Origin of the sequence: Candidatus Rhodoluna planktonica (assembly GCF_001854225.1) — a bacterium.
Classification (GTDB): domain Bacteria; phylum Actinomycetota; class Actinomycetes; order Actinomycetales; family Microbacteriaceae; genus Rhodoluna; species Rhodoluna planktonica.
This window is the reverse complement of sequence record NZ_CP015208.1, coordinates 612,342-629,229: the sequence shown is the minus strand read 5'-3', so window position 1 is coordinate 629,229 and position 16,888 is coordinate 612,342. Positions and strand designations below refer to the sequence as shown.

Sequence of the window (16,888 nt, the reverse complement as noted above, 5' to 3'; positions counted from 1 at the left end):
CTATTCCCTAATCAGAATGGCTTGGCACTCTGGGCACTCAATCAATTGATCTTGCGGGGTACCGGAAATAGCCTCAAGCGACGTTGCGCCGAGAGTCATCCGACAGGCAGTGCATTCCCGGCCTTGGAGCAGACCAACTGGAACCGAGCGTCGGGCTTTTCGTTCATAAACTTCAAAAAGTTCTGGAGCCAAACGGGCGGCAAGTTGCGCTCGCTTATCTTTAAGCAGAACTAGTCCCGAGGCAATTTTCTGTAACGCTTTCTCTTGGACTTCGAGCGCTTCGCGAACTTGGGTGTCTAAATCATCACGAACGAATTGCTTCTTTTCGAGGTCGCGTTCAACCTGCTCCAATTCATCCATCAGATTCAATTCAGCGTCTTCAAGCTCATCTTTGCGGCGCGCCAGCGTTGCCAATTCGGACTGAATTCCCTGGGCATCTTTTGGGCTACTGGTTTGTAGCAGTTGGGTCTGGTCCTTAGCAATCCTTGTCTCGACCAAGTTGAGATCAGAGGCCACTTTTTCAATTTCAGTTCGAATAGTTTCAACTTTTGAAAGCACATTGGTGAACTCACTGGCAGCCTCAATTAGTCGGTTTCGAATCTCAGAAAGTTCGGTGGATTTGGCTATCTGATCTGAGTCATTTTTCGACTTGGTGATCTCTAAATCGATTGCCAGCAGCGCGAGCAAATCTGATTTAGCTTCTGAAGAAATATTCACTTTTTCCTTACTGTGTTACTACAAAATCCCAGGGGTCGGTGCGAATCGCGCTGACCACAAATTGAATTTCCGGAAATTCTTTTGACAACCTAGCAGCAGCATGATCAAGCCACAGCCACTCAGCCGCCCAGTGGCTGACGTCAATAATCGCCGGTCCATTGCCAACCGCGAGATTTCTTTCAAGCTGATCTTGAACCACGTGGTGACGCAGGTCGCTGGTGATGTAGACATCCACATCTAGCCTAGAGACCTGTTCGAGCAGCGAATCGCCGGCACCGGCGCATAGCGCAACAGTGCTAATTAACCTTTCGTGATTGCCAGCAACTCGCACACCGGTTGCGGTCGACGGCAACTTCGAGGCTACAACTCTGGCAAGGTCAAGCAAACTGAGCGGTTCAGCCAAAGCACCAATTCGCCCCAAACCAAGACCGTCACCGCGGTCGATTATTGGACAAATGTTGCGAAGCTCGAGGTGTTTTGCGAAAGAGTCTGAAACGCCATCCTCGGCTACATCAGCATTGGTATGAGCGCTAAAGATGGCTATTGAGTTTCTAATCGCCGTCGATAACAGACTGCCCTTACCAGTCTGCTCAGACAGAGTTGTCACGCCCCGAAGTATCAGTGGATGATGTGCGAGCACTAAGTCAAACTCGCCTTGCTTCGCCTCTTCTAATACATCGCTGCAAACGTCAACCGACAATAAGACGCGCGATATTTTCTGATCAGCCGAACCACAAACTAAACCGACGCGATCCCATTCTTCGGCGTCTCTGGTAGGCCAAAGTGTCTCAAAAACCTCAATAAGGTCGATCAAATTTGCAGTCATTTTTACTCAACCAAACCTAGAACGTCTAACAATTCAGAGCGACGAGCCTCAATGGCAAGCACCTCGGCTTCCTGTCGCTTGATCCTGGGGATACCGAAAATCAATGGCAGCAGAATCCCAAGCGAGAAAGTCGTCAAAATCGCCATATTTCCTGATGCCCAGAAATCTGGATTTGGGACACCGATTAGCAGATAGCCTTGCCAGTTGAGAAATGGCATGTCGCTGTCAGCCAGCCCAAATCCAACTGCGCTGGCGACGACTAGTCCGCCCAAGTTGACCCAGTTGACTGCTTTGTAGAATCCATAGCTTCGGCTAAGTGAAATCTCGTGGTAAGCGATTCGGCGAATCAAGACGTCGCTGATGAAGATTCCAGCCCAACCCGAGATTGGGACAGCTGCAAAAGCTAAGAAATCTAAAGCCAAGCCACTAGAGATATCGGTCTGTGAGTGTAGGGCAAACGATGCACCCAAGACCAGCAGGGCAAGAAGTGGTTGCGAAATGGCCGGCTTTGCATTCCAGCCAAAAGCGGAGAAAGAGCGGCTGGTGCTGTACTGGTTAGACGTCAGCAAGACTGTAATGCCGAGGATCAGTGCAATTAGAGAAAGCCACCCAGTTTCGATAGAGAAATAGGTCAGGATGCTTGCACCCAGCGAACCGCTAATAAACACTGCTAAAAGAACCCACAGTGTTACTGAACTGCCCCGAACCTTTACCGACATCTGTCTGGTGTACTCGCCGGCAGATGATGCAAGAAGAAGACCAAAGACTGCAAAAACTAAGGCCGCAGCGGAAAGTACTCGGATTGGGTTGATGTCGCTGGGTAGCGCACTGACAACTTGGTCCATATAGCCTTGGGCCACAATCCACATCAACAGTGCGAGAGCGGCGATTGAAACAACCTGCTGAAATCTGTAAAGAACTTCACCGCCAAAGCCCGCGATTAGCGACACAACGAGAAGTATTACCGCCAGGGTAACTAGTCCGACAAAACCCTGGTTCGCATTTAGATCATCAACAGTGCTGAGCAGAACAAAACCCAGAACAAGCGAGAGCATTAACTTGCCAAGTACGGTCAAAACCGCAGGCAAAAGGTTGCCATAGTAGCCAAAAGCTGCCCGCGAAATTACCAAAGTCGAAAGACCGCTGCGCTTACCGGCAATAGAAACAACCGATATCGCCAAGCCGGCTCCAAAGAAACCGATTATGGTTGCCAACAAAGACTCTTGCTTCGAGAAACCCTGACTAGATAAACCTGAAAGAGCTAGTGCTGGAGCTCCAACCATGAAGACCGAAGCCCAGACCCAAAATAAAGACGCGGCAGACTGCCTTCCGGTAGTTGCTTGGTCCGATAACTTAACCGGATTACGTTTTTGATTGGCCTGTTGAACCTCGGATAGATCAAAATTGGCAAAGTTCACTTGACTGGCACTGATCTGGCTGCTGTGCTCAAGTTCTGATTCGAGTTGGTAATCCTCGTCGATAACAATCTCAGCGGCAGAGCTTGGACTTGGAACAAAAACAGCTTCGCTCAATACCGGAGACGGTTCACGATGAGGAACTGATGCTTCCATTACTGCTGGTGCGTTCTCAGCGGCAGGAGATTCGGTAGCGGACAGAATCTCTGAAGAAGTAAGCGAGTGCGAAGCATCAGGTGATTCAGTGCCAGTTACATCAGGTGATTCAGTGCCAGTTATTTGAGCAGTCGATTCGCGCTGCTTCGCCAACTCATCTACAGTCGCCTCTTCATCTGCGGAAATAACCTCGTATGGCGCTACTGAAGCGAGCTGGGGAGTTTCAACGACGGGCTGATAAACAGGCGGGTTGTCTAATTGCCACTTAGCTAATTCAAGTTCGTCGAGTTCACGCAGGCGCGCCTGTTCCTCGAGGAAAGCTATTGCGGTTGCGGCGCCCTGCTCTTCGGCAAGTTGGTAAACCCGGGCTTGAAGCTCTTCATCGCTCAGGGCGCGGCGCTCTGGCGGATTGCTCGGATTCAAACTCATACCCAAATACTAATGCCGAGGTGCTTTCGCACCTCGGCATTTGAGTGGGCCCTACCGGGCTCGAACCGATGACATCCACGGTGTAAGCGTGGCGCTCTACCAACTGAGCTAAAGGCCCCCGCAAGAACATTACATTTCTTCTTGCTGAACTTCAAATCGACTAGATCAGTTCAAGCGCCCGCTGGTAGTCTGCAAAGCTTCGTGCCTGGCCAGGCGCGGTGATGAACTTGGCAACTAGAACACCGTCTTTATTAATGACGAAGGTGGCTCGGTTAGCAAAACCCGACTCTGGGATAAACACTCCATATTTTTGCGCCACTTCACCGTGGGGCCAGAAGTCAGCCAAAACATTGAATTTATAGCCCTCTTGTTCGGCAAATGCACGCTGTACGTGCTTTGAGTCGACTGAAATGGCGATTAGCTCAGTGTCTTGCGATTCAAATTGCGGAATGTTGTCGCGCAGTTCGCAAAGTTCACCGGTACAAATCCCGGAGAAGCTGAGCGGATAGAAGACCAGCGTCACTGCCTTCTTGCCTCGGAAATCACTCAGTTTTACTGATTCTCCAAATTGGTTGAGCAATTCAAAGTCAGGCGCCAGTTCGCCGATTTCTGCAGACATGTTTACCTTTCAAGATTGTTGTTTCGTAATCAACCGCGCAAACAAACATTTGCTTCCCTTTGTCGCCTTAGACTGTTGGAGAGCTTAAACAAAGGCTCGCGAAAAACATTATCTATCCCCCACGAAAGGGAATGTCGGTGTCTATCAACAACAACGATGCCTACGCGGTCAGCACCCCAGACCAGGATCCGCAAGAAACCGCTGAGTGGCTTGAATCTCTTGATGCAGTTGCCCGCGTACATGGTCGAGGCAGAGCACGAGAGATCATGCTAAATCTCTTGCGCAGATCGCACGAACTGCAATTGAACGTGCCTATCGTTCCAACCACCGACTACATAAACACAATTGCTCCCGAGAATGAACCTGAATTCCCCGGGGACGAATCGATTGAACGAACATACCGAGCCTGGATGCGCTGGAACGCGGCCATGCTTGTTCACCGCGCTCAGCGCCCGGGTGTCGGCGTTGGCGGACACATTTCAACTTTTGCCTCTTCGGCTTCGCTATACGAAGTTGGCTTCAACCACTTCTTCAAAGGTGCCGATCACCCAGCCGGTGCCGATCAGATTTTCATCCAGGGTCACGCGTCTCCCGGCCCATACGCTCGTGCTTTTCTCGAGGGTCGCCTATCCGCCAACCAGCTAGATGGGTTCCGTCAAGAGAAATCCCACGCTGGTGGCGGCCTGTCATCGTATCCGCACCCTAGATTGATGCCCGACTTTTGGCAATTTCCAACTGTGTCGATGGGTATCGGACCAATCAACGCAATTTATCAAGCCCAATTCAACCGCTACCTTTCGGGACGCGGTTTCAAGAACACCGAAGAACAGCACGTTTGGGCATTTTTGGGCGATGGTGAACTAGACGAAGTTGAAAGCCGCGGAGCACTGCAACTAGCAGCCAACGACGGACTAGACAACTTGACTTTCGTTGTGAACTGCAACCTTCAGCGTCTTGACGGACCAGTTCGCGGTAACGGAAAGATCATCCAAGAGCTTGAGTCTTTCTTTAGAGGCGCTGGCTGGAACGTCATCAAGGTTGTCTGGGGTCGCGAATGGGATGACCTGCTAGCCCGCGACCACGATGGTGCGCTAGTAGACCTGATGAACAAAACCCCTGACGGCGACTATCAGACCTATAAAACTGAAGACGGCGCATTTGTTCGCGAAAACTTCTTCGGCCGCGATCCACGAACCGCAAAACTGGTTGAAAATATGACAGACGACCAGATCTGGGGTCTGAAACGAGGCGGTCACGACTATCGCAAGGTTTATGCGGCCTACAAGGCAGCCATAGAACACAAGGGTCAGCCAACCGTTATTTTGGCCAAGACCATCAAGGGCTTTACCTTGGGTAAGTCATTCGAGGGCCGTAACGCAACACACCAGATGAAGAAGCTGACTCTCGACAATCTAAAGAGCTTCCGCGATGAGTTGCGTATTCCAATTTCTGACGCACAACTTGAAGAGAATCCGTACCAACCTCCTTACTTCCACCCAGGCGAGAACGCTCCGGAAATTCAGTACATGCATGAGCGTCGAAAGGCTCTGGGAGGTTATCTTCCAGAACGACGCAGCAAGTATGTCTCTTTCGACCTTCCCGGCGACGAGGTCTACAAGGTTTCGAAGACTGGTTCGGGCACCCAAGAAGTAGCCACCACCATGGCCTTTGTGCGACTGCTCAAAGACTTGCTGCGCGCTCCGGGGCTAGGTGAGCGAATTGCGCCGATCATCCCAGACGAGGCAAGAACCTTCGGTATGGATGCGTTCTTCCCGACCGCGAAGATTTATAACCCTCAAGGCCAGCACTACATCTCGGTAGACCGCGAACTTTTGTTGAACTACAAAGAGTCGACTGCTGGGCAAATTTTGCACACCGGCATTAACGAGGCTGGCTCTATCGCTGCTTTCACAGCGGCGGGGTCTAGTTACGCAACTCACGGTCAGCCAATCATTCCAATTTATGTTTTCTATTCGATGTTTGGTTTCCAGCGAACTGCCGACTCAATTTGGGCAGCTACAGACCAATTGACACGTGGATTCATGATCGGTGCGACTGCTGGTAGAACCACATTGACCGGTGAGGGACTTCAGCACGCAGACGGACACTCTCCGGTTTTGGCGTCCACCAACACCGGCGTGATCTCGTACGACCCTGCCTACGGATACGAAATTGGCCACATTGTGCGCGCCGGCCTAGAGCGCATGTACGGCGGCAACCACCCAGATCCAAACGTGGTTTACTACTTGACCGTCTACAACGAGCCTTACGTTCAACCGGCTGAGCCTGAAAACGTAGATGTGGACGGCATCCTTCGCGGAATTCACAACATTAGCCGCAACGAGAATTCGGGACACAAGGCTCAGATTCTTGCCTCAGGTGTCGCAGTTCCTTGGGCACTCGAAGCTCAGAAGCTACTGCAGGATGACTGGGGAGTATCCGCAGACATCTGGTCGGTAACGTCTTGGACGGAATTGCGTCGCGACGGACTTGCCGTCGATCAGCGTAAATTCCTCGCTCCAAACGAGCCTGCCGGCCAGGCCTACATCACTGAAAAACTGGGCGGCGCTCAGGGGCCATTCCTCGGTGTTAGCGACTATATGCACGCGGTGCCGGACATGGTCCGCAATTGGATTCCGGGTGACTACGCGACTCTTGGAGCAGATGGTTTCGGCTTCAGCGACACCCGCGCAGCGGCTCGCAGATTCTTCAAAATTGATGGTCCGTCAATCGTCGTTCGAGTTCTTGAACAGTTGGTTGAGAAAGGCCTGATTGATCCGAGCGTTCCTCAACAGGCAATCGACCGCTATCGTCTGCACGATGTAGCGGCCGGCACCTCAGGATCAACCGGTGGCGAAAACTAAGGCTGAAACCCTAGAGTGGCTCAACTCGATTTCGGGTGAGTTAGCAACAACCACGCTCAAGCGTCTCGACGAGACTCTGCCCTGGTATAGAGATATGCCGGCTAGTCGTCGCTCAGCAGTGGGCCTGGTTGCACAGGCGGGCATTACTTCGTTCGTGTCCTGGTATCGAGATCCAAAATCTCAACCCTGGGTTGCCGCAGATGTTTTCTCGACCGCACCTCGCGAGCTTCTGGGATCAATCTCGCTACAGGAAACACTCCAGCTGATCCGCGTCGTCGTTCAAATTGTTGAAGAACGAGTTGTTCAATTTGATGAGTCGATGCGCGAATCGGTATTGCTCTACTCAAGAGAAATAGCCTTTTCAGCTGCAGATGTTTACGCCCGCGCTGCCGAGGCCCGCGGCCTTTGGGACGAGCGACTTGAAGCTCTCGTGGTTGACAGTGTCCTAAGCGGTGAAAACGAAGAAGAGTTATCCTCTCGCGTAGCCGCACTTGGTTGGCGAGCAAAAGGCTCGGTAGCAGTTCTTATTGGTAACTGTGATGACTCAGTTGACTTAGACGAATTTCGACGAAGTGCGCGTAAAAACCAAGCCGACGTTTTGCTAGGAATTCATGGCAATCGCCTCGTTGCTGTACTCGGTTTTACCAACGATTCAGATGCAAATAAAACAAAATTCTTTGAACTAGCCACTCAGTTCGACCACTTTTTTACAGGACCTGTCCAAGTTCTTGGCCCAGAAGTCAATTCTGTTGTAGACGCACATCGCTCAGCTAAAGCCGCTCTCGCCGGTTTTGTTGTTGTAAAAGCCTGGGCTAAGGCTCCAAAGCTTATTGCCGCCGATGATCTGCTTGCCGAGCGAGCGCTTGCCGGAGACATGTTGGCCAAGGCAACATTGATTAATAAAATTTATCGACCGTTGGCCAGCACCTCGACAGAACTGCTTGAAACCCTCGGGGCTTATCTCGAGTCCGGTCGGTCCCTAGAAAATACTGCTCGAGAGTTATTCGTACACCCAAATACCGTTCGATATCGATTGAAAAGAATTTCAGACGTTATCGGCTGGGATGCTACCGGTCCGCGAGAAGCATTCGTACTCCAGGTCGCGATGGTTTTAGGTGCTATGAATGAGTCAGAAAACAGAAAGCGCAGATAAACATGATTGCTCTCCTTTGTCCAGGTCAGGGTTCTCAAACACCGGGCTTCCTTGCGCCTTGGCTAGAACTGACTAGTTTTCGCGAGGCTATCGAATCGATGCAGGAAGTTTCCGGAATCGACCTTATTGCCCATGGAACCGTAAGCGACGCCGACACAATTCGTGACACTGCCATCGCCCAACCCCTAATTGTTGCTGCCGGTATTGCCACGATGGCAGCGCTAATGGATGGCAAAGACCTCCATGATTCAAAGGTCTCAGGCATAGCTGGACATTCGGTTGGCGAAATCACTGCAGCGGTTGGTGCCGGAATATTTGATGCCGCCACCGGAATCAAGTTCGTTCGGGAACGCGGTGAAGCCATGGCCCGAGCAGCCGCACTCGAGTCAACTTCTATGGCTGCAATTCTGGGTGGCGAACTGCAGGCAATTGAAGATCGCCTGAGCGAACTAGAACTAGAACCGGCCAACTACAACGGCCCTGGCCAAATCGTCGCCGCGGGAGCAACTGCTCAAATTGGCGAACTTCAGGCTAATCCGCCAGCTGGCACACGAGTTGTTCCGTTGCAGGTTGCTGGAGCATTTCACAGTCGATTCATGAAACCGGCACAAAGTTCATTAGCGCAATATGCTAACTCGATGGCCGTAGCGGACCCCACCATTGCTATTTGGAGCAATCAGGACGGCCATCAAGTGTCTTCGGGAGATGAGTTCTTGAAACGTTTGGTGAGTCAAGTTGCATCGCCGGTGCGTTGGGATCTCTGTATGCAAAACATGATTGACTCGGGCGTAACCTCGGTTATTGAGTTAGCGCCGGCTGGAACACTAGCCGGAATCGCGAAGCGCGCTATGCCCGGAGTGGAGATCGTCGCTGTAAAGACTCCTGAAAACCTCGATGCGGCTTTGTCGATTCTCTACAACTAAATCTGCTCAAAGATTCGCTAAATTATAGAAATACTCGAAAGGCACCAACCGATGGCCCAGCCCACGTTGAATCAATATCAACCGGTTAAGTACTCAAAAATTTATTCTTTGGGCGCTGCCCGCGGTGACCTGACAGTAACCAATGACGACATTGCTGGCCCAATCGATTCGAGTGACGAATGGATTCGTCAGCGCACCGGAATCATCACCAGACGCCGCGCCAGCGAAAACCTAAGTCTTTTAGACATGGCGGTCGATGCCTCGTTGCAAGCAATCAAGAATGCTGGAATTGAAGCATCTGAGGTTGAAGCCGTTATTTTTTCGACCATTACGCACCCGCACCAAACTCCATCGGCCGCGGCCCTTTTAGCTGACAAAATAGGAGCCAATCCGGCGCCAGCCTTCGACATTTCTGCCGCCTGTGCCGGCTACTGCTATGGCATTGCGCAAGCAGATGCACTGGTGCGCTCTGGCGTAGCCAAGTATGTCTTGGTTGTCGGAGGCGAAAAACTGTCCGACTTTATCGATCCAACCGATCGCACCATCAGCTTTTTGCTGGGCGACGGAGCCGGGGCGGCAATCGTTGGACCATCGGACACCCCGGGAATCTCTCCTACGGTTTGGGGTTCAGACGGCTCTCACTGGGATGCCGTCGGCATGACCGCATCTTTGCTTGAACTTCGTGACGGTGTCGCCAGCTGGCCAACCCTTCGCCAAGAAGGACAGACTGTGTTCCGCTGGGCAGTTTGGGAAATGGCTAAAGTAGCCAAGCAAGCGCTCGAAGTTGCCGGCATTCAAGCTGAAGATCTAAGCGCCTTGGTCACGCACCAGGCAAACATTCGAATTATTGACGAGTTGGCAAAGCAGTTGAAGTTGCCCGAGTCAGTTGTTATCGCTAGAGACATTGTCTATACCGGCAACACCTCAGCAGCAAGTATCCCGCTTGCTATGCACGCACTACTCGAATCAGGCGAGGTCAAATCTGGCGGCCTGGCTCTCGAAATAGGTTTTGGCGCAGGCTTGGCCTTCGGGGCTCAAGTAGTCGTGCTCCCCTAAACTAAATTCTGGTCACCAACCCTAAGGAGAAACACAATGGCACTATCACAGAGCGAAGTTCTAACCGGTCTAGCCGAGATCGTAAATGAAGAGACCGGCATTTCAGCTGATGCAGTTCAGCTAGACAAGTCATTTACTGACGACCTAGACATCGACTCCATCTCAATGATGACCATCGTTGTCAACGCAGAAGACAAATTCGGCGTAAAGATCCCAGATGAGGAAGTAAAGAACCTCATCACCGTCGGCGACGCAGTTAACTTCATCGTTAACGCCTAATCAGGCTTAGAAGGCACAACCTTGGCTACCCGAATTGTTGTCACCGGACTCGGCGCAACCACCCCACTAGGCCGAAACGTTGCAGATACTTGGTCAGCATTGCTGGCTAAAGAATCTGGCATTTCAGCTCTAGAACAGGATTGGATTGCGCAGTACGAGATTCCCGTAACAATTGCGGGTCAAGCCAAGGTTGCCGCCGGCGAGGTATTGACTCCGCAAGAGGTAAAACGACTTGATCCGTCAAGCCAATTCGCCCTAATCGCAGGACGTGAAGCTTGGGCGGATGCAGGCTCACCCGAGGTCGAGCCTGAACGTCTAGCAGTTGAGTTCGCCACCGGAATTGGTGGAGTTTGGACTCTGCTTGACGCCTTCGACACCCTCAAAGAAAAAGGTCCTCGCCGCGTCTTGCCAATGACGGTTCCAATGCTTATGCCAAACGGGCCGGCCGCGGCGATCGGTATGGACATAGCAGCCCGCGGTGGTGTGCGCACTGCCGTTTCAGCCTGTGCTTCAAGCACCGAATCGATTGCCAACGCAATCGCACGACTGCGCAGCGGAGAAATCGACATAGTTGTAGCCGGCGGCTGCGAGGCGGCCATTCATCCTTTGCCAATTGCGGCATTTGCTTCAATGCATGCCGTGTCACGTAGAAATGATGAACCTGCCAAAGCCTCACGACCATACGACGTGAATCGCGACGGGTTTGTGATGGGTGAAGGTGGCGCAGCACTAGTTTTAGAAACCCTCGAGCACGCCCAGGCTCGTGGCGCCAAGATTTATGCCGAATTGGTCGGTGGTGCAGTAACTTCAGACGCGTACCACATCACCGCACCAGATCCTGAAGGCACCGGAGCTGCCCGTGCAGTTATTGCAGCGCTAAAACAAGCCGGAATCGAACCCAATCAGGTTTCGCACATCAACGCACACGCCACCAGCACCCCGGTAGGAGACATCGCGGAGTACACCGCTCTCAAGCGGGTTTTTGGTGACCACCTAGAAAAGATTCCGGTTTCTGCAACCAAAGCCTCAACCGGTCACCTACTTGGTGGCGCAGGCGCAATTGAAGCAATCTTCACAGTGCTAGCTCTGCACCACAGAGTGCTCCCACCGACCATCAACCTAGACAATCAAGACCCTGAGATTCCTCTCGATGTAGTGACCGAACCGAGAAAACTCGAGGGCAATGACCTCTACGCCATTAGCAACTCGTTTGGTTTTGGCGGCCACAACGCCGTTGTCGCCTTCAAAAGTTTCAACTAGCTGATTGTTTGTTAGCCTAACCACGTGAGCAAGCTCTACTTTAGACACGGCGCGATGAACAGCGGTAAAAGCACCGCACTGTTACAGGTTGCGCATAACTACGAAGAACGAAATCAGCGGGTGTTGCTGATTAAACCTGCGATTGATACCAAAGGTGACAACAAGGTTGTCAGCCGTTTGGGCGTGGTTCGAGAAGTCGACTTTCTGCTGTTACCGACAATGAATTTGCGTGACGAGGTCAGCAAACGCGCCGGCGCCGATGCCAGCTCAGAAATCGCTTGTTTACTTATCGATGAAGCTCAGTTCATGACTGCCGAGCAGGTAGACCAAGCGCTAGAAATTGCCGTTCTCGACAATATCCCAGTTTTGGCCTACGGAATTCGCACCGATTTCCAAACCAAAGGTTTCCCGGGCAGCATCCGATTACTGGAAATCTCACACAGTTTGGAAGAGCTAAAGACTATTTGTCGCTGTGGCAAAAAGGCTCTCTTCAATGCCCGCCTGAAAAACGGCAAATTTACCTTTGCCGGCGATCAGGTTGCCATTGACGGTGACAAAGTCACCTACGAGTCGCTCTGCCCCAGCTGCTACTTCGCTGAACTCGGTAAAAAGTAGCTAAGCCCTAATCCACTCTCGCGAGACAGCGAAACGCTCAATGATCTCTGGAATTGGGTCGACACCGATGCCGGGACCGGTAGGGACATCAATGTGCCCATCCTTCAGGACAAAAGGTTCGGTCAAATCCGTCTCAAAATAGCGAGATGACGCTGATGTATCTCCTGGCAGGGTGAACCCAGGCATCGCCGCTAGGGCGAGGTTCGCAGCGCGACCGATTCCGGTTTCGAGCATTCCACCACACCAAACCGGGATGTTGTTGGCAACCGAAACATCGTGAATTTTCTTCGATTCGATGTAGCCGCCAACGCGCGAAGGTTTGATGTTGATAATCTCTGCGGCACCCAACTCGATAGCGTCACGTGCAATATCGGCTGAGATGATGCTCTCATCGAGACAAACCGGAGTTTCGATGTACTGAGCCAGCTTGGCGTGACCGAGCATGTCTTCTTCATTGATTGGCTGCTCGATTAGAAGCAGGTTGAATTCATCAAGTCGCTTCAAAAGATCAAAATCATTTCGGGTATAGGCGGTGTTGGCGTCAACCTGCAGCAGCAGATCGGGGCCGAAAGTTTCGCGCACCAACTTGACCGGTTCGTAATCCCAACCAGGCTCAATCTTCAACTTAATGCGTACATAGCCCTCGTTTAGATAGCCCTCAACAAAATTCATCAGTTCAGGTAGCGAGTCCATGATGCCTACCGATACACCGGCCGGAACCTTGGTTTTATCGGAGCCGAGATACTTCGCGAAAGAGATGTTTTCGGCGCGTAGCTGGGCATCTAGCAGCGCGGTCTCTATTACGGCCTTGGCCATCCGGTGCTGTTTCAGCCATTCGAGGGTAGGCGCAACCTTTTCGGCGGTTAATTCGTCGCCCAGAGCAAACAGGTCTGGCAGGATGAACTGCTTCAAAACATCCATCGCACCGGTGTGGTACTCGCTGGAGTAGTCTGGTCGCTCGTTCGCGCCGCATTCTGCCCAACCCTCACCCTGATCGGTGATGACGTGTGCCCAAACAACCTGATGCAGGTTGACCGAACTAAACGAGGTTCGGAAGGCTGATTTCAACGGCACATTTAGACGAATTAACTCGACTGCTTCTAATTTCAATGGATTTCCTTTTCTAAAAATCAATCACGATGGCGCTGCGGTCTGCAGTCATGTTGGAAATTCGGGCCCCGGCGACAAACGCCGGCTGGAGCACTTCGCGAACTGATTTACGCCAACGCAGTGCTGCTTCCAAATTGTCTCGACGCAAAGCTTCAATGTCCTCTGGTAACTCAACCAAAAATTGTCGTGTCGAATCAAAGCTCTGCAACTGGGGTAATCCCCCATGATTTTGAACGGCAATGTTGGTTGTCAATCCGCTTTCCTCAGGAGAATTTTCTGGTTCAGATTGCATGTCCCAAAAAACAAACAGCCGATCCGATTCATCTCCGCGATTTATGTCATCGGTCATGGTGCCGTAAAAGTTGGGAAGATACTCTTTTGCAGTTGCCCCCAACTTTTCAAAGTTGAAAACGCAGTTGCGCCTAACTAGTGGGTCGAAAGTCCAAGTTATGCCGTCTAAACCTAGTTCTCTAACCCAGGATGCCTGATGCATCTTTAGCTGCCAACCCACACCGCGGATGGATGCGGCGGTTACGTGTGAGTGCAGAATGTCTTTATCGTCGGCTACTCCCCTGACGCCAAATGAACCACCGACAACTTCACCATTAATTTTGGCCAGGGCAGCATAGGCACCAACGTGAAGCAGGGCCAACTGCATATCTGGTGGCACAACGTCATCCTGGCCACCCCAGACATCTCTGAAGTACGCTGCCAGCTGCGTCGCCTGCTGCGCGGATTGCACCATTTGGATGTCGGCTTGGTCACTCACGGATTAATCCTCCCAAAAAAAGTGGGGGCGCAAATGCACCCCCACCAGTTTTAGATTTGTTACTTAGTGCCGTTGATTGTTGCTTCGCTAACTGCGAAGGCGCTCAGGTTCCACTTTGCCAAAAGCTCGGCGTAGGTTCCGTCGTCAATCAAAGACTGGATTGCTGCCTGAATAGCCTCGGTCAAACCACGGTTCTCTTTTAGAACACCAACACCGGTTAGCACCGAAGTGTAGCCCTCAGGTGAGTCTGCAGGATTGACGATTTCGAAGTAGGCGCCATCGCCAGCGGTCTGTGCGGTGTACGCAGCAACCTGGCCGTCGTTAACACCGGCAACTGCCTTGCCGGCACGAATTGCGTTTTGAGCGTCACCATCGGTTGGGAATTCAAGAACCTCGATCTTGCTGTCACAGCTTGGGTTCACGGCGTTGATCAAGTCGATCTGAGCGGTAGCAGTCTGAATAGCCACTGTCTTGCCACAGAGGTCTGCCAGCGCGGTAATACCTTCTGGGTTGCCCTTAGCTACCAAAATAGCGAATCCGGCGTTGAAGTAGTCGACGAAGTCAAGAACCTGCTGACGCTCAATGGTGTCGTTCATTCCCGACATGATGATGTCGTGGGTACCCGACTGAAGCGAAGGGATGATTCCATCCCAGTCTTGGTCGTTGAAAGTGAAAGTCACGCCCAGCTTGGCAGCAATTGCCTGCGATAGGTCATAGTCAAAACCGGTCGGGTTGTCGTTCTCGTCGAACAACTCCATTGGAGCGTAAGGAATGTCTGATGCGACACTGACGCCATCTTTGTATTCTTCAGGCAGCAATGCTGCTGCAGCTTCGTCAATGGCAGAAGTGGTTGCGGTGGTCTCTTCGGCAGCTGGTTCAGCTGCAGCGCAACCGCTAAGAAGGATGATGCCTGCTGCAACTGCTGCGGCAAGCGCGGTCATTTTACGTTTCATTTTTACTCCTTGGATTTACCCTTAGAGCCTAGCCGATACTAGAAAATCATTCAGTTAGATACTGTTGCGAATTATCTCAATTAGAGAACACTGTTGATGAACGCCTGGGTGCGCTCATTTTGCGGATTATCGATAACCTGCGCTGGGGTTCCAGACTCAACCACCAAGCCTGAGTCCATGAAAACAACTCGATCAGCAACTTCACGCGCAAAACCGATTTCGTGGGTGACCACAATCATTGTCATTCCTGACTTAGCTAGGTCACGCATCACGTCTAAAACGTCACCCACCAACTCAGGATCAAGAGCCGAGGTTGGCTCATCGAAAAGCATAAGTTTTGGCTGCATGGCCAATGCTCGAGCAATTGCTACACGCTGTTGCTGACCACCGGAGAGCTGAGCTGGGTAGTGATTGGCCTTATCAGAAAGCCCAACTTTGGCCAATAACTCGAGAGCCTGCTCGGTAGCTTTTGCTTTGGGAAGCTTTTGAACGCCAACCGGAGCTTCGATTACGTTCTCTAGCGCGGTTAGATGTGGAAATAGATTGAAACGCTGGAACACCATGCCGATAGAGCTGCGTTGTTTTGCGATGGCCGCCGGCTTCATCTCGTGAAGTTTGCCATCTCGCTCTTGGAAGCCCATTAGTTGCCCGTCAACATATAGGCGGCCGCCGTTGATAACTTCGAGGTGATTAATGCAGCGCAGGAAAGTTGACTTACCGGAACCGGAAGGGCCCAACAGGCAGAGCACCTCGCCGTTGTGCACGTTTAGATCGACGCCGCGAAGTACCTGGTTTGAGCCATAGTTCTTTTTTACGCCGATTGCTTCAATCATTAGATCTTGACTCATGCATTTGCCTTCGCTGCGAAATTCAGCCAACGTCGCTGCTGGGTAGTCGCATAGAAGCCACGCCCATAGCGTCGCTCAAGATAATTTTGCGGCACCGAAAGAACCGTGGTCATAACTAGGTACCAGAAGCCAGCCACCACCAGCAGCTCAACTTGAGCAAGGTTTTGCGAAGAAATTTGCGAGGTTCTGGCGTATAGCTCCATAACGGCCACAACCTGAAGCAACGAGGTGTTTTTTAACATGCTGATGAATTCATTGCCCATCGGCGGAATTATGACGCGCATGGCCTGAGGAAGAACGATTCGGCGAAGCGTATACCCCTGACTCATGCCCAAAGATTTGGCAGCCTCGGTCTGCCCTCCGTCCACCGAAAGTATGCCAGCACGGACAATTTCAGCCGCGTACGCAGCCTCGTTGAGCGAAAGTGCGATTATGCCAGCGACTAAAGAAGTGAAAACCAACGAGGTTTTTTCTGAGAACCAAACAATGTCAGTGAATGGAATTCCGATGTCGATTGTTGGGTAAATGATTCCGAGATAACCCCAAAACACAATCTGAAGCAGCAATGGGGTTCCACGAAAGAATCCAACATAACCAGTTGAAACAAGGCGCAAAAGCGGATTACTGGAAAGCCGCATAACCGCAAGGATAATCGCCAAAATTGTGCCAATGATCATTGAAACAACGGTCAAAATTACGGTTAGCCACGCGGCTCCGATAACTTTCTCGTTGAAGAGATACTTGGCCACAATCTCATGGTTGATGTTTGGCGAGCTAACTAACGAGTAGATGAATAACCCGAGCAAGGCCAGAATTATTGAGGCTGATACCCAACGCCAAGGATGGCGAAGCGGCACCACCACATCCTGGTAATTTTGTGTAGCCATTCAGGGGCC

Annotated in this window: 16 protein-coding genes and 1 tRNA gene; 7 read left to right on the top strand and 10 right to left on the bottom strand. The window is 51.6% G+C overall.

Going from position 1 to position 16,888, the window contains the following annotated elements; translation table 11 throughout:
• The 5 genes from A4Z71_RS03150 to A4Z71_RS03130 all read right to left on the bottom strand — a co-directional run bounded on the left by A4Z71_RS03150 (nucleotide 1) and on the right by A4Z71_RS03130 (nucleotide 4,162).
• Nucleotides 1-717, bottom strand: coding sequence for a zinc ribbon domain-containing protein (locus A4Z71_RS03150; RefSeq protein WP_070954498.1), 717 nt, complete (start codon nucleotides 715-717; stop codon nucleotides 1-3).
• A gap of 7 nt (nucleotides 718-724) precedes the next feature.
• Complete coding sequence (locus A4Z71_RS03145; protein WP_070954497.1) at nucleotides 725-1,543, bottom strand: Nif3-like dinuclear metal center hexameric protein; 819 nt, start codon at nucleotides 1,541-1,543, stop codon at nucleotides 725-727.
• Between the two features lie 2 nt (nucleotides 1,544-1,545).
• On the bottom strand, nucleotides 1,546-3,543 hold the full coding sequence (locus tag A4Z71_RS03140) for a purine-cytosine permease family protein (protein ID WP_070954496.1): 1,998 nt from the start codon (nucleotides 3,541-3,543) through the stop codon (nucleotides 1,546-1,548).
• A gap of 45 nt (nucleotides 3,544-3,588) precedes the next feature.
• Nucleotides 3,589-3,661: transfer RNA gene (locus A4Z71_RS03135), tRNA-Val, on the bottom strand.
• A gap of 42 nt (nucleotides 3,662-3,703) precedes the next feature.
• Nucleotides 3,704-4,162 carry a peroxiredoxin gene (locus A4Z71_RS03130; RefSeq protein ID WP_070954495.1) on the bottom strand — a complete coding sequence of 153 codons (459 nt, stop codon included), beginning with the start codon at nucleotides 4,160-4,162 and terminating at the stop codon, nucleotides 3,704-3,706.
• A 131-nt stretch (nucleotides 4,163-4,293) separates the two neighbouring features.
• Here A4Z71_RS03130 and aceE point away from each other — a divergent pair, with 131 nt between their 5' ends.
• The 7 genes from aceE to A4Z71_RS03095 are packed head-to-tail and all read left to right on the top strand — an operon-like array spanning nucleotide 4,294 to nucleotide 12,312.
• Complete coding sequence (gene aceE, locus A4Z71_RS03125) at nucleotides 4,294-7,026, top strand: pyruvate dehydrogenase (acetyl-transferring), homodimeric type (protein WP_418219383.1); 2,733 nt, start codon at nucleotides 4,294-4,296, stop codon at nucleotides 7,024-7,026.
• Nucleotides 7,013-8,179, top strand: a complete 1,167-nt coding sequence (locus tag A4Z71_RS03120; protein WP_070954494.1) for a PucR family transcriptional regulator — start codon at nucleotides 7,013-7,015, stop codon at nucleotides 8,177-8,179. The genes aceE and A4Z71_RS03120 overlap by 14 nt, the downstream gene beginning before the upstream one ends.
• A 2-nt stretch (nucleotides 8,180-8,181) precedes the next feature.
• Complete coding sequence (locus A4Z71_RS03115; protein WP_070954493.1) at nucleotides 8,182-9,102, top strand: ACP S-malonyltransferase; 921 nt, start codon at nucleotides 8,182-8,184, stop codon at nucleotides 9,100-9,102.
• Between the two features lie 51 nt (nucleotides 9,103-9,153).
• Complete coding sequence (locus tag A4Z71_RS03110) at nucleotides 9,154-10,158, top strand: beta-ketoacyl-ACP synthase III (protein WP_070954492.1); 1,005 nt, start codon at nucleotides 9,154-9,156, stop codon at nucleotides 10,156-10,158.
• Between the two features lie 36 nt (nucleotides 10,159-10,194).
• Nucleotides 10,195-10,437 carry an acyl carrier protein gene (locus A4Z71_RS03105; protein ID WP_070954491.1) on the top strand — a complete coding sequence of 81 codons (243 nt, stop codon included), beginning with the start codon at nucleotides 10,195-10,197 and terminating at the stop codon, nucleotides 10,435-10,437.
• Between the two features lie 21 nt (nucleotides 10,438-10,458).
• Nucleotides 10,459-11,697, top strand: coding sequence for a beta-ketoacyl-ACP synthase II (gene fabF / locus A4Z71_RS03100; RefSeq protein WP_070954490.1), 1,239 nt, complete (start codon nucleotides 10,459-10,461; stop codon nucleotides 11,695-11,697).
• 24 nt (nucleotides 11,698-11,721) lie between these two features.
• Nucleotides 11,722-12,312: a thymidine kinase gene (locus A4Z71_RS03095; RefSeq protein WP_070954489.1), complete on the top strand. Its 591-nt coding sequence runs from the start codon at nucleotides 11,722-11,724 to the stop codon at nucleotides 12,310-12,312.
• On the opposite strand, the gene menC is transcribed toward A4Z71_RS03095, so the two are convergent.
• The 5 genes from menC to A4Z71_RS03070 all read right to left on the bottom strand — a co-directional run bounded on the left by menC (nucleotide 12,313) and on the right by A4Z71_RS03070 (nucleotide 16,879).
• Nucleotides 12,313-13,422, bottom strand: coding sequence for an o-succinylbenzoate synthase (gene menC, locus A4Z71_RS03090; protein ID WP_070954488.1), 1,110 nt, complete (start codon nucleotides 13,420-13,422; stop codon nucleotides 12,313-12,315).
• Between the two features lie 13 nt (nucleotides 13,423-13,435).
• Complete coding sequence (locus tag A4Z71_RS03085; RefSeq protein WP_084028399.1) at nucleotides 13,436-14,191, bottom strand: hypothetical protein; 756 nt, start codon at nucleotides 14,189-14,191, stop codon at nucleotides 13,436-13,438.
• A gap of 59 nt (nucleotides 14,192-14,250) precedes the next feature.
• A complete protein-coding gene (locus tag A4Z71_RS03080; protein WP_070954487.1) occupies nucleotides 14,251-15,144 on the bottom strand; it encodes an ABC transporter substrate-binding protein in 894 nt (297 codons plus the stop codon).
• A gap of 80 nt (nucleotides 15,145-15,224) precedes the next feature.
• Nucleotides 15,225-15,992 carry an amino acid ABC transporter ATP-binding protein gene (locus A4Z71_RS03075; RefSeq protein ID WP_269466117.1) on the bottom strand — a complete coding sequence of 256 codons (768 nt, stop codon included), beginning with the start codon at nucleotides 15,990-15,992 and terminating at the stop codon, nucleotides 15,225-15,227.
• Complete coding sequence (locus A4Z71_RS03070; RefSeq protein WP_070954486.1) at nucleotides 15,989-16,879, bottom strand: amino acid ABC transporter permease; 891 nt, start codon at nucleotides 16,877-16,879, stop codon at nucleotides 15,989-15,991. The genes A4Z71_RS03075 and A4Z71_RS03070 overlap by 4 nt, the downstream gene beginning before the upstream one ends.
• Nucleotides 16,880-16,888 lie beyond the last annotated feature (9 nt).

Bases quoted from the DNA above. Each gene is read 5' to 3' on its own strand.
- A4Z71_RS03145 (WP_070954497.1), bottom strand. From the start codon at position 1,543: ATGACTGCAAATTTGATCGACCTTATTGAGGTTTTTGAGACACTTTGG.
- A4Z71_RS03140 (WP_070954496.1), bottom strand. From the start codon at position 3,543: ATGAGTTTGAATCCGAGCAATCCGCCAGAGCGCCGCGCCCTGAGCGAT.
- A4Z71_RS03130 (WP_070954495.1), bottom strand. From the start codon at position 4,162: ATGTCTGCAGAAATCGGCGAACTGGCGCCTGACTTTGAATTGCTCAAC.
- aceE (WP_418219383.1), top strand. From the start codon at position 4,294: ATGTCGGTGTCTATCAACAACAACGATGCCTACGCGGTCAGCACCCCA.
- A4Z71_RS03115 (WP_070954493.1), top strand. From the start codon at position 8,182: ATGATTGCTCTCCTTTGTCCAGGTCAGGGTTCTCAAACACCGGGCTTC.
- A4Z71_RS03110 (WP_070954492.1), top strand. From the start codon at position 9,154: ATGGCCCAGCCCACGTTGAATCAATATCAACCGGTTAAGTACTCAAAA.
- A4Z71_RS03105 (WP_070954491.1), top strand. From the start codon at position 10,195: ATGGCACTATCACAGAGCGAAGTTCTAACCGGTCTAGCCGAGATCGTA.
- A4Z71_RS03080 (WP_070954487.1), bottom strand. From the start codon at position 15,144: ATGAAACGTAAAATGACCGCGCTTGCCGCAGCAGTTGCAGCAGGCATC.
- A4Z71_RS03075 (WP_269466117.1), bottom strand. From the start codon at position 15,992: ATGAGTCAAGATCTAATGATTGAAGCAATCGGCGTAAAAAAGAACTAT.
- A4Z71_RS03070 (WP_070954486.1), bottom strand. From the start codon at position 16,879: ATGGCTACACAAAATTACCAGGATGTGGTGGTGCCGCTTCGCCATCCT.